This window comes from Ochrobactrum sp. PL_is501, from assembly GCF_055816895.1.
Genome location: NZ_JBVPGR010000036.1, coordinates 201,672 through 214,112 on the forward strand (window position 1 = coordinate 201,672; position 12,441 = coordinate 214,112).

Annotated in this window: 10 protein-coding genes; 4 read left to right on the forward strand and 6 right to left on the reverse strand. The window is 59.4% G+C overall.

Annotated elements, in window-relative coordinates:
* Positions 1-26 precede the first annotated feature (26 nt).
* Positions 27-845, forward strand: coding sequence for an IclR family transcriptional regulator (locus tag AC0TOF_RS14390; RefSeq protein WP_473768765.1), 819 nt, complete (start codon positions 27-29; stop codon positions 843-845).
* Between the two features lie 17 nt (positions 846-862).
* Here the strand turns inward: AC0TOF_RS14390 and guaD are convergent, their stop codons facing one another.
* Together guaD and AC0TOF_RS14400 are read right to left on the reverse strand one after the other, a co-directional pair.
* Positions 863-2,164 carry a guanine deaminase gene (gene guaD, locus AC0TOF_RS14395; protein WP_473768766.1) on the reverse strand — a complete coding sequence of 434 codons (1,302 nt, stop codon included), beginning with the start codon at positions 2,162-2,164 and terminating at the stop codon, positions 863-865.
* A gap of 11 nt (positions 2,165-2,175) precedes the next feature.
* Positions 2,176-3,411, reverse strand: a complete 1,236-nt coding sequence (locus tag AC0TOF_RS14400) for a urate hydroxylase PuuD (protein ID WP_121980637.1) — start codon at positions 3,409-3,411, stop codon at positions 2,176-2,178.
* A 136-nt stretch (positions 3,412-3,547) separates the two neighbouring features.
* On the opposite strand from AC0TOF_RS14400, the gene AC0TOF_RS14405 reads away from it, so the two are divergent.
* A complete protein-coding gene (locus AC0TOF_RS14405) occupies positions 3,548-4,462 on the forward strand; it encodes a LysR family transcriptional regulator (protein ID WP_473768767.1) in 915 nt (304 codons plus the stop codon).
* A 43-nt stretch (positions 4,463-4,505) separates the two neighbouring features.
* Here the strand turns inward: AC0TOF_RS14405 and xdhC are convergent, their stop codons facing one another.
* Genes xdhC through uraH form a run of 4 tightly spaced genes read right to left on the reverse strand, consistent with a single transcriptional unit; the run spans position 4,506 to position 9,579 of the window.
* Positions 4,506-5,348, reverse strand: a complete 843-nt coding sequence (xdhC, locus tag AC0TOF_RS14410) for a xanthine dehydrogenase accessory protein XdhC (protein WP_473768768.1) — start codon at positions 5,346-5,348, stop codon at positions 4,506-4,508.
* A gap of 4 nt (positions 5,349-5,352) precedes the next feature.
* Positions 5,353-7,707, reverse strand: a complete 2,355-nt coding sequence (gene xdhB, locus AC0TOF_RS14415; RefSeq protein ID WP_473768769.1) for a xanthine dehydrogenase molybdopterin binding subunit — start codon at positions 7,705-7,707, stop codon at positions 5,353-5,355.
* A 10-nt stretch (positions 7,708-7,717) separates the two neighbouring features.
* Complete coding sequence (xdhA, locus tag AC0TOF_RS14420) at positions 7,718-9,196, reverse strand: xanthine dehydrogenase small subunit (protein WP_473768966.1); 1,479 nt, start codon at positions 9,194-9,196, stop codon at positions 7,718-7,720.
* A 17-nt stretch (positions 9,197-9,213) separates the two neighbouring features.
* Complete coding sequence (uraH, locus tag AC0TOF_RS14425; protein WP_122000599.1) at positions 9,214-9,579, reverse strand: hydroxyisourate hydrolase; 366 nt, start codon at positions 9,577-9,579, stop codon at positions 9,214-9,216.
* Positions 9,580-9,846: 267 nt separating this feature from the next.
* Between uraH and puuE the strand changes: the two genes are divergently transcribed.
* Together puuE and AC0TOF_RS14435 are read left to right on the forward strand one after the other, a co-directional pair.
* Positions 9,847-11,274 (forward strand): allantoinase PuuE, encoded by a 1,428-nt coding sequence (gene puuE / locus AC0TOF_RS14430; protein ID WP_473768770.1) that lies wholly within the window; start codon positions 9,847-9,849, stop codon positions 11,272-11,274.
* A 105-nt stretch (positions 11,275-11,379) separates the two neighbouring features.
* Positions 11,380-12,216, forward strand: a complete 837-nt coding sequence (locus AC0TOF_RS14435; protein WP_473768771.1) for a bifunctional allantoicase/(S)-ureidoglycine aminohydrolase — start codon at positions 11,380-11,382, stop codon at positions 12,214-12,216.
* Positions 12,217-12,441: the final 225 nt, after the last annotated feature.

A 12,441-nucleotide genomic window follows, 5' to 3' on the forward strand; every position in this document is an offset into this window, starting at 1 on the left:
GTTGAGGCGGGATTCGGAGACAGTCGATGGAGCAGGCAAAGGTAAAGCGGGGTCGCAAGGCGGCGGAAAACGCAGCGCCCTCGTCTGTGCAGGTTCTCGACCGAAGCCTGAAGCTTTTGGCGCTGATTGCTGAAAATGACGGTTCAACGCTGACCGACCTCGCCGAGGAAAGCGGCATGGCCCCTTCGACCGTGCACCGGCTACTGTCGTCGCTGGCAAATCATGGGATGGTTTCCCACGATCTGGAAAGCGGAGACTGGACCATCGGCGTGAAGGCTTTTGAAATCGGCAATGCCTTTCGCCGGTTCCGCAAGCTCGGCATTCTTTCGCGGCCCTATCTCAAGACATTGATGGAAACGACAGGCGAGACCGCCAATATCGGCGTCGAGGACGGCGGCGATGTGGTGTTTATCTCGCAGATTGAAAGCCATGCGCCGATGCGCGCCTTTTTCCGGCCCGGACGGCGCGGACCGATCCACGCATCCGGCATCGGCAAGGCCATAGTGTCCACCTGGTCGGACAAGGAAATCGCGCACGCGCTTTCGGGGCGCGCGCTGGAACATTTCACGCAGCGCACGCTCGACAGCCTGCCCGCGCTCCTGAAAGACATTCAGGCAACCCGTACCCGCGGCTGGTCAATCGACGATGAAGAGCATACACTCGGCATGTGCTGCATCGCCGCGCCAATCTTCAACGAATATGGCGAGGCGATTGCCGGCATTTCCGTTTCCGGCCCTGCCGTGCGCCTACCGAAGAAGAAGCTTGAGGAATTCGGGCCGCTGATCCGCTCCACCGCCGACGAGCTGACAAGAGCTATCGGCGGCAAGCGACCGGAAGAGTTTTAAAGCGCAGCGATGAAGCTTTACAGTTCGGCCTTGAGCGGCTTTCCCGCCACATAGGTTTCAACGACGGCGCGGTCATCGCCCAGCGTCTGCAACAGGAAGAGTTCCTGCTCCAGCGTCGCGCCAGCCGCCATGCGCAGCCGCATCGGTGACGTGGCGGATGAATCCAGCACGACGATATCGGCTTCCGTGCCTTCATCCAGCGTGCCGATCCTGTCTTCCATCGAAAGCGCGCGGGCATTGCCAAGCGTCATCATATAGAAGGACTGGAACGGGTTCAGGCGCTGTTCGCGCAATTGCAGGACCTTGTAGCCCTCATCCATGGTGCGTAGCATGGAAAAACTGGTGCCGCCGCCGACATCGGTCGCCACCGCCATGCGCACGCCCGATGCTTTCAGGCGATCACGGTCGAAGAGGCCAGAGCCGAGGAACAGGTTCGAGGTCGGGCAGAAGACGGCAATCGAGCCGGTTTCCGCCATGACGCGCACTTCGCGTTCTTCCAGATGGATGGAATGGCCGAGCAGGGTCTTGTTTCCCAGAAGGCCGTAATGCTCGTAAATGCCGAGGTAATCCGGCGCATCCGGGTAGAGCGACTTGGTGAAGGTGATCTCGTCGTGGTTTTCCGACAGATGCGTTTGGATGTAGCTGCCGGGGTGCTCCCGGACAAGCGCCTGGCTTGCTTCAAGCTGTTCCGGCGTGGAAGTGATGGCGAAGCGCGGCGTTATCACATAATCGAGGCGGCCCTTGCCCTGCCAGCGTGCGATCAGCGCTTTCGTATCGTCATAGCCGGACTGCGCCGTATCGCAAAGTGCAGGCGGCGCATTGCGGTCCATCATCACCTTGCCGCCGAGCATGCGCATGTTGCGATGCTGCGAGGCGCGGAAATAAGCATCGACGCTCTGCGGATGCACGGAGCAATAGGCAACCGCCGTGGTGGTGCCGTGGCGGATCAACTCGTCAAGAAAGCGCTCCGCGATAAATTCGGCATGCTGCTCGTCGGCAAATTTCTGCTCGGCCACGAACGTATAGGTGTTGAGCCATTCCAGCAGATTGGCTGCATAGGAAGCGACGACCTGCGTCTGCGGATAATGGATATGCGTATCAATGAAGCCCGGCAGGATCAGGTGCGGGCGATGGTCGGCGACTTTTACGTCGCTGCCTGCCTCGCGACTTACGTCAGCATAATCCCCAAGACGCTGGATACGGCCATCTTCGACCAGAACGGCGCCGTCTTCGATATAGCGGTAGGCGGCGTTGTCATCGAGGCTTTGCGGCTCGTCACGAAAGGTCAGCACGCGGCCGCGGATCAGAAGCTTGGTCATCAAATTGGTCCTTATTTCTGGCCTTGCGTGGCGGACTGATACCAGGAGGCAAGAAGCTGGCGCTCTTCAGCGCTCACGCCGGTCACATTGGCGGGCGGCATGGCATGAGAGCGGCCTGCCTGCAAATAGATTTCACGCGCATGTGCCGCAATGTCCCGGTCGGTTTCCAGTACGACGCCCTTCGGCGGCGCGATAATGCCTTCCCAGCCCGGCTCCTTGGCGTGGCACATGGCGCAGCGCCCCAGAACGGTATCCCGCACTTTTCCAAAGTGCGGGTCCGAGATGAAAGACTGCTGCAAGGCCGAGACCTTCTGTTCTTCCGGCTCGCCGGTCAGCACCTTCGGCACCGTCGAGAGCCAGATGATGACGATGAACAGGATGACCGTGACGAGCCAGGTCCAGGTCGGGCTGCCCTTGCGAGCGTGCTGCGTGTTGAACCAGTGGCGGATCGTGACGCCCATCAGGAACACCAGCGAAGCGATGATCCAGTTGAACTCGGTCCCGAAAGCCAGCGGATAGTGGTTCGACAGCATCAGGAACAGAACCGGCAGCGTCAGATAGTTGTTATGCGTGGAGCGCTGCTTGGCGATCTTGCCGTATTTCGGGTCCGGCTTGCGGCCAGCGATCAGATCGGCCACCACGATCTTCTGGTTCGGAATGATGATCATGAACACGTTGGCGGACATGATCGTCGCGGTGAATGCGCCCAGATGCAGGAAGGCTGCGCGTCCGGTGAACAGGTGCGTATAGCCCCAGGCCACCAGCACGAGGATGACATAGAGAAGCACCATCAAAAGCGTGTCGCTCTTGCCGAGCATGAGCTTGCAGATCGTGTTGTAGGCGATCCAGCCGAAGGCCAGCGAAGCAATCGAAATGCCGATGGCGACAGGGCGCGAAACATCGAGAACATTCGGATCGATCAGGTAGAGATCAGCGCCAGCATAGTAGACGATGCAGAGCAGCGTGAAACCCGACAGCCAGGTGGCGTAGGATTCCCATTTGAACCAGGTCAGGTGTTCCGGCATCTGCGCGGGCGCGACGAGATATTTCTGGATGTGGTAGAAACCACCGCCATGGACCTGCCATTCCTCGCCATGCGCACCTTCCGGCAAGCCGGGACGCTGGCGCAAGCCCAGATCGAGCGCGATGAAATAAAAGGACGAGCCGATCCACGCAATCGCGGTAATCACGTGCAGCCACCGCGCTGCGAAGCCCAGCCAGTCCCAGGCTACGGCGAAATCATACATCAGGGACTCCCATTTCTTGAGCCAATTCTTAGCCCATTGTTCGTTGTTGCATTATGTGCCAAAGGAATCAGGTTCAGGGAACGTCACATCACGACCAGCACTTTCAAAAAAAAATATACAATTGGTGGAAGTCCGCATGTCATATCTTGATAATCTGCGCGTTTTTGTGCGCGTTGTCGAATTGGGAAATCTATCTGCGGCGGGGCGCGACCAGCGCGCATCGCCGGCAGTTGCAAGCAATCGAATCAAGGAGTTGGAGAAGCATCTGGGAGTGAGGCTCTTCAACAGGACGACGCGCAAACTCACGCCGACCGAACATGGCCGCGTATTCTATGACGGCGCATTGAAAATCCTCGAAGCCGTGGATGAAGCGGAAGCGGCCGTGGCGGAACTGGCGAAAAATCCGAAGGGATCGATTCGCATCACCGCGCCGCTCGGCTTCGGCAGACGGCTGATTGCATCCGGCATTCCGGAGTTTCACGACAAATATCCGGATATCGAAGTGCGGCTTCGCCTGTCGGATCATGAAGTGGACATCATGAGCGAAGGTGTCGATGTGGCCTTCAAGCTCGGCGTTCTGGAAAACTCGAACCTGCGCATGCGCGGCATCATGAATTGCGAACGCGTGATCTGCGCGGCGCCTGAATATCTGGAGAAACACGGGGTTCCGCAGTCGCCGGACGAGTTGCTTGGCGACAAGCACGATTGTCTTCTGCTGCGCTTTCCGGGCTCAAAGGAATATTACTGGTCGCTGCAAACGCCGGAAGGGTTGCGCAAGTTCGAAGTCACCGGGCCTTACGACTCGGACGATGGCGACGTGCTGACGCAATGGGCGCTCGGCGGGCGGGGCATCATCAACAAGCCGCTGTTCGAAGTGAAGGAGTATATCCGCGACGGACGGCTGGTCCCCATCCTCGAAAGCACGCCACCGGCCCCGATCCAGCTTGCTGCGATCTATCCGCACAAGCGCTTTCAGGACCCGAAGGTGCGCCTCATCATCGATTTCATGACGGAACGGTGCCAGCGGCTGATCCGCGAGGCTTTGGCATAGGGCGGTTCAAACCGCTCTAATGCAGTTGAAAAAGCCCGCCGGATCAGGCGGGCTGCGCTATACGGGTGGATGCCAGAACAGCGGTCAGGACTTCGGCTGCGGCCAGCGCCGCGATTACTTCCGGTCTTTTATCCTTCACGACCGCACCGCCGACCGGACACACGAGATTTTCAAATAAATCTTCGTCTGCGACCTCGCGTTTCAACCAATTTTTGAAAGTGGCCTTCTTGGTCTTCGAACCGATCATGCCGACATAGACCGCATCGCGCCGCTGCAGTGCTTCGGCGGCGATCAGGAAATCCAGCGCATGGTCGTGGGTGAGGATGATGAAGGCACTGCCCGGCGGCGCGGAACGCACCACCTGCTCGGGCATGGCCGAAAGACAGGTTTCGACCCCCGGCACATCGCAGGCCATCAGCTCCGCTTCCCGTGTATCCACCAGAACGACCCGGACGGGTGTAAGCGAAAGCGCATGGGCCAGCGCATTACCGACATGGCCCGCACCGAAGATATAGACATGCGGACGGGTTGCTATTTCAGCATCCACCTTGCTGACAAGTTCATCCGTCAGCCCGCGGTTCACCCGCCTGAAGCTCAAGCCCACCCTTCCGCCGCAGCACTGGCCAATTTCCGGGCCCAATGCCACATTCATGGGTGGAACGTCCATGGGGGTATCCCTGCCGCCAGCCAGGATTTTCCGGGCATGGTCGATCGCCATATATTCAAGCTGGCCGCCGCCGATAGTCCGGAAGATTATGTCGCGGGCCACCAGCATCCACGCCCCCGCATTGCGGGGTGCGGAACCTTTCACATCCGAGACTTCAACCAGCACACTGTCTGGACGCCGGTTGAGAAAAGCCCGGATATCGTCGCGTGCGCCCGGCATTTTTCTAGCCCTTGTGCTTGCGGAGCCGTTCGATGGCCATCAGCACACGTTCCGGCGTCGCAGGCGCATCAAGACGCGGGCAGACCTTGTGATCGGCAACGCTGGCGACCGCGTCGGCCAGAGCATGCAGCACCGACAGGCCGAGCGGCAGCGGCGGCTCGCCGACGGCCTTGGAGCGATGGATCGTCGGCTCATAGGCCTCCGACCAGTCGGTCAGCGCGACATTGAAGATCTTGGGCCGGTCGGAAGCCAGCGGGATCTTGTAGGTGGAAGGCGCATGGGTGCGAAGCCGCCCCTTGTCGTCCCAAACAAGCTCCTCGGTCGTCAGCCAGCCCATGCCCTGCACGAAGCCGCCTTCAACCTGGCCGATATCGATGGCGCGGTTCAGGGAACGCCCGGTATCATGCAGAATATCGGTGCGCTCCACCACATATTCGCCAGTCAGAGTATCGACGGAAACTTCGGAACAGGCCGCTCCGTAAGCATAGTAATAGAAGGCGTGGCCTCGGCCCTTGGCGCGGTCCCAGTGAATTTTCGGGGTCTTGTAATGACCTGCCGCCGAAAGCTGCACGCGACCGATAAAAGCCTGCTTCACAAGATCGTTGAAGCTGATTTCCTGATTGCCGACGCGAACGCGGTTGGGAAGAAAGACGATCTGGTCTTCCGGCACCTGATATTGCTGTGCCGCAAAATGGATGAGGCGCTTCTTGATCTGGCGGGCGGCATCCTGTGCGGCCATGCCGTTCAAATCGGCACCGGAAGAAGCCGCCGTCGGCGCCGTGTTGGGCACCTTGGCGGTCGTCGTCGCAGTGATCTTCACCCGGTCGATGTCGATCTGGAATTCCTCGGCCACGACCTGCGCCACCTTCATATGAAGCCCCTGCCCCATTTCCGTGCCGCCATGGTTCATATGCACCGAGCCGTCATTATAGACATGCACCAGAGCGCCAGCCTGATTGGACTCCGTCTTGGTGAAGGAAATGCCGAATTTCACCGGCGTCAGTGCGATACCGCGTTTCACATAGCGGCTTTTCGCGTTGAATTCGCGGATCGCCTCGCGGCGCTTTGCGTAATCCGCGCTTTCCTCCAGTTCCGCAACGATGCGCTGGATGATGCAATCCTCGACCTTCTGGTGGTAGGGCGTGACATTGCGCGTGCCATCCTTCCCCATCTCGTCGTAGAAATTGCGCTTGCGGATTTCGAGCGGGTCCTTGCCGACGGCGAACGCCACCTCATCGATCACGCGTTCCGCGCCGACCATGCCCTGCGGGCCGCCAAAGCCGCGAAACGCCGTGTTGGAAACCGTGTTCGTATAGAGCGGCGCCGACTGCGCATGCACCGCCGGGAAGAAATAGGCATTGTCACAGTGAAACAGGGCGCGGTCGCCGACCGGCCCGGAAAGGTCTGCCGAGAAACCGGCATTCAGCGCAAACAGATAGTCGATGCCCAGAATATTGCCGTCGTCGTCGAAGCCGACTTCATAGTCGATGATGAAATCGTGACGCTTGCCAGTCGAGGTCATGTCCTCGTCGCGGTCAAGCCTGATCTTCATGGCGCGCTTGTGCTTCTTGGCGGCAATCGCCGCAATCGCCGCCCACTGGTTGGCCTGCGTTTCCTTGCCGCCGAAGCCACCGCCCATGCGGCGCACTTCCACCGTCACGGAATGGCTCGGAACGCCGAGCGCGTGCGCCACCAGATGCTGGGTTTCGGTCGGTCCCTGCGTGGAACAATAGACGGTGACGTCCTCGTCCTCGCCGGGGACGGCCAGCGAAACCTGGCCTTCCAGATAAAAGTGATCCTGCCCGCCGAGATACATGCGGTTCTTGATGCGATGCGGCGCGGCGTCGATGGCCGCGCGTGCGTCGCCGCGCTTCAGTGTCAGCGGCGTGGTGACGAGCCTGTCCTTCAGACCGTCCAGCGCGCTGATGGAATAGATACCCGGCGTTTCCTCATATTCGATTTTCGCCAGACGCGCGGCGCGGCGTGCCTGATCGCGGGTCTTGGCGATCACCGCAAAGATCGGCTGGCCGTGGAACTCGACCTTGTCGACGGCAAAGATCGGATCATCATGCATGCCCGAGGGCGAGACGTCGTTTTCGCCGGGTACGTCCTTATAGGTCAGCACGTCGATCACGCCGGGAGCCGCACGCACTGCCGACAAATCAATCCACTTGAAAGCGCCGTGTGCGACGGAGGAATAGCCGATCCCGATATGCAACGTGCCTTCGGGCTCCGGAATATCATCGATATAGACGGCCGTTCCCGTCACATGCTTGTGGGCGGAGTCATGCTTCTGGTCGGTCGCAACGCCGCCGACAATGCGGGCAGCTTTCAATTCACTTGCAGGATGCTTGTTCATGATTGCCTCCTCACGCCACAGCGATTTCCGCCGCGCGCAGCGGCGTGTAACTGCCTTCCGTTTCGGCGAAGAAACGCCGCAACAGATTGCGCGCCGCGAGCAGCCGGTAATCCGCCGTCGCGCGCATATCGCTCAAGGGCGTATAATCTTGCGAATAGGCTTCCAATGCCGCTTCTACCGTGGCCTCGGTCCATGGTTTACCCATCAGTGCCGCTTCCACCGCGCTGGCGCGCTTCGGCGTGGCCGCCATGCCGCCATAGGCGATGCGAATTGTTTCTACATTGCCCGCTGCGTCGAGCGTCAGGTGGAAGCTACCCAGCGTCGCGGTAATGTCTTCCTCAAAACGCTTCGACACTTTGTAAATGGCAAAATGGCTGCCTTTCGCCGGAACCGGAACATGCACGGCTTCGACGAATTCGCCCGGCTGCCGATCCTGCTTGCCATAGGCGATGAAGAACTCTTCCAGCGGTATGGTGCGGCGCTCCGCCCCTTTGCGCAAGGTCAGCGTAGCATTGAGTGCGATCAGGGGTGGCGGGGTGTCGCCAATCGGCGAACCATTGGCGATATTGCCGCCGATCGTGCCCATATTGCGCACCTGCTCGCCGCCGATGCGATTAATGAGTTGCCCAAGCTGGGGAATGCGCTTTGCGAGAAAACCGAACGCTTCCGTATAGGTCACGCCTGCGCCGATGGTGACAACGCCATTGTCCTCGCGGATGGAGCGCAGTTCCTCCAGATGGCCGATGAAGACGACCGGGGAAATGTCGCGCATCATCTTCGTGACCCACAGGCCCACATCGGTCGAACCCGCAACGATGGTCGCCTTTGGCTCGGCCGCCAGAATGGTGGCAAAATCGTCGAGATCGGCAGGCACGATCAACCGATCCTTGCCTTCGCCCACTTCCACCCGCACGCCGTCACGCATCGTCGTCAATTGTTGAAGAACATGGGCGCGCTCGGCTGCGAGCGGGTCTTCCATGGCCGTGCCATAGTCGGAAATGGCGCGGGCGGCACGCATGATGGCCTCATAGCCCGTGCAGCGGCAAAGATTGCCCTGCAAGGCCTTTTCAATCTGCGCATCGGCAGGCTTCGGTTCGCGCATCCACAAAGCATAGAGCGACATGACGAAGCCCGGCGTGCAGAAGCCGCATTGCGAGCCGTGAAACTCGATCATAGCCTTTTGCACCGGATGCAGGCCGCCGTCGCTGCCGCGCAGATGCTCGATTGTCACCACATGGCAGCCATCGAGCGAACCCATGAAGCGGATGCAGGCATTGACGCTTTCATAAACGAGCTTGCCATCGCAAATCTTGCCGACCAGCACCGTGCACGCGCCACAATCGCCTTCGCCGCAACCTTCCTTGGTGCCACGCAGCTTGGCGGACAGGCGCAAATAGTCAAGCAGCGTTTCGGTCGGCGAAACACGGTCGAGTTCGATCTTTTCACCGTTCAGAAGAAAGCGGATGGTGTGTCGCACAGACTGATGCACCGGCTGGTTCATGGCGCTTAGCTCCCGCGATAGGTGGAATAGGAAAAGGGCGAAACGAGAAGCGGCACATGATAATGCGCCTTTTCATCGGAAATGCCAAAGCGCAGGGGAACGACATCGAGGAACGGCACGACACCTTCGGTCTTGCCGAAATATTCGCCGACATGGAAGAGAAGCTCGTAGGACCCTGTCCGCAAATTCTCGCCCGACAGCAGCGGCTCGCCGCAACGGCCGTCGTCATTGGTGCGGATTTCCCGGATGGTCTCTGCCTGTTGATTCCCGACGCGGCGCAATTCGATGCGCAGATTTGCCGCCGGTTTGCCGCTTACCGTATCGAGGACATGCGTCGTCAACCGGCCACTACCGCTCTTTTCCTGACCCATTTGCACTCCTACAGCTTGCTGATTCTCTCGTGACGAACACTGGAAAATGTTGCAAGCTTTTGATTTCTGGTGGTTTATTTCTGCCCAACGTCGCCGCTGGCTATGGGGGCCGCAAACCACACCATGTTCCCAGCATTCAGTATTTCGCTATCTGCTGCATAGGGGAAGATGGGTATCGTTGGATGTCTTTCAAATTTTTGAAGGGGAATAAGAGCGGTAAATCTTTATTATCATAGGCGAAATGAACGAAATGAGGGAAGATTTGCAATGAAATATCCGCGCAATCTCGTCGGCTACGGGCGCAACACGCCAGATCCGCGCTGGCCGGGAGGAGCCAATATCGCTGTTCAATTCGTCGTCAACTATGAGGAAGGCGGCGAATCCTGCGTTCTCGACGGCGATCCTGCCTCCGAATGCCTCCTGTCCGAGATTGTCGGCGCGCAAGCCTGGAAAGACCAGCGCAACCTCAACATGGAATCCATCTACGAGTATGGCGCCCGTTCCGGCTTCTGGCGCCTGTGGCGCGCCTTCACCCGCCGCAACATGCCCGTTACCGTCTATGGCGTGACGCTTGCCATGGCGCGCAATCCGGAAGCCGTCGCCGCCATGAAGGAAGCCGACTGGGAAATCGCCAGCCACGGCTTGCGCTGGTGGGAATATAAGGATGTTCCCGAAGAGATCGAGCGCGAACATATCCGCGAAGCCGTTCGCCTTCACACGGAACTCACCGGCTCGCGTCCGCTCGGCATCTATCAGGGCAAGCCTTCCGACAATACGCTGAAGCTCGTGATGGAAGAAGGCGGCTTCCTTTATTCCGCCGATTCCTATGCCGATGAACTGCCCTACTGGGTGCAAGGGCCGAAAGCCCCGCATCTGATCGTGCCCTATACGCTGGACGCCAATGACATGCGTTTTGCAACGCCGCAGGGCTTCAACTCCGGCGACCAGTTCTTCACCTATCTGAAAGACACGTTCGACGTGCTTTACCGCGAAGGCGCGGAAGGCGCGCCGAAGATGATGTCCATCGGCCTGCACTGCCGCCTTGTCGGGCGCCCTGGCCGCGTCGCAGCGCTCGAACGGTTCCTTGATTACGTGCAGAGCCATGACAAGGTATGGGTCGCCAAGCGCGTCGATATTGCCCGCCACTGGCACGAAAACTACAAGCCTGTCACTGCCGATGTCGTGCCGTCAAAGGCCGGTAAAGATGAATTCGTCGCGCGCTATGGCAGCATTTTCGAGCATTCGCCATGGATCGCGGAACGCGCCTATGATGCGGGCTTTACCCTTGAGGAAGATACCGCTTCTGGCCTCGCCGCAGCCATGACCAAGGTGTTCCGCGCCGCCACGTCTGAAGAACGGCTGGCTGTGCTGAAAGCGCACCCCGACCTTGCGGGCAAGCTGGCGCAGGCAAAGCGGCTGACTGCGGAATCCACCGCCGAGCAGGCCGGGGCCGGTCTCGACGCGCTGACCGACGCGGAGAAGCAGGCATTCACCGAACTGAACGACGCCTATACCGCGAAATTCGGCTTTCCCTTCATTATCGCTGTAAGGGGACGCAACAAGAAGGAAATCCTCGACACGTTCCAGCGCCGCGTTTCCAATGACCGCGATACGGAATTTGAAACGGCCTGCGCCCAGGTGGAACGCATCGCTCACCTGCGCCTCAAGGATATTCTGCCTGAAGCGCTCTACTGATCCCCGCCGCCCGGAAGGTTCGCTTCCGGGCGCTTTCAATCTACGATTTCATGACTGGCCTTTTGACGCGCCGCGAATGCCAGCTTCTCACATAAGGAATTCCCCATGGGCAACGACAAGAACACTCGCACCTATTATGCACCGACGGGCGGACTGCCGCCGCAGACCCAGCTTCTCACCGATCGCGCCATGTTCACCGAAGCCTATGCGATCATCCCCAAGGGTACGTTCAGCGACATCGTGACCAGTTTCCTGCCCTTCTGGGACAAGACACGGGCCTGGGTGATCGCGCGTCCCCTCTCCGGCTTTGCCGAGACCTTCTCGCAATACATCATGGAAGTGCAGCCGGGCGGCGGCAGCGACCGCGCCGAGCTGGATGAAGGCGCGGAAGGCGTGCTGTTCGTGGTGGAAGGCGAGGTTTCGGTAACGGTTGCAGGCAAGACCCACACGCTGACCGAGGGCGGCTATGCCTATCTGCCGCCGAAGAGCGGCTGGACGTTGCGCAACAACGGCGCGGCCACGGCCCGTTTCCACTGGGTGCGCAAGGCGTATGAATATGTCGACGGCCTCGACGTTCCAGAGCCGCTCTTCCTCAACGAAAAGGACATCGCCCCCAATCCCATGCCGGATACCAATGGTGCGTGGGCGACGACGCGCTTTGTCGACCCGAACGATCTGCGCCATGACATGCATGTAACCATCGTCACGCTCGAGCCGGGCGGCGTCATTCCCTTTGCCGAAACCCATGTGATGGAACACGGGCTTTACGTGCTGGAAGGCAAGGCGGTCTATCGGCTCAATCAGGACTGGGTGGAAGTGGAAGCCGGCGACTTCATGTGGTTGCGCGCCTTCTGTCCGCAGGCCTGTTACGCAGGCGGTCCGGGCAAGTTCCGCTACCTGCTCTATAAGGACGTCAACCGGCATATGAAGCTCTCGCGATAGAGCGGTTCCTATTTTAACGGAATCGTCAGAACCGCTCTATCTATTTTTTTCTCCGCATTTCCGAACGCAAACCGTTTCACACTTTTGCTGGAAATGCTCTAGGACGTGCCAGTCAGTCCATAGTATCTCCAACGCAGCCACACAGTGGAAAGGCCGGATCAGTCCGGCCTTTTCCATTTCTCGTGCTCCAATGCGCCGGAAACAAAAACGGCGAGCCGAAGCTCG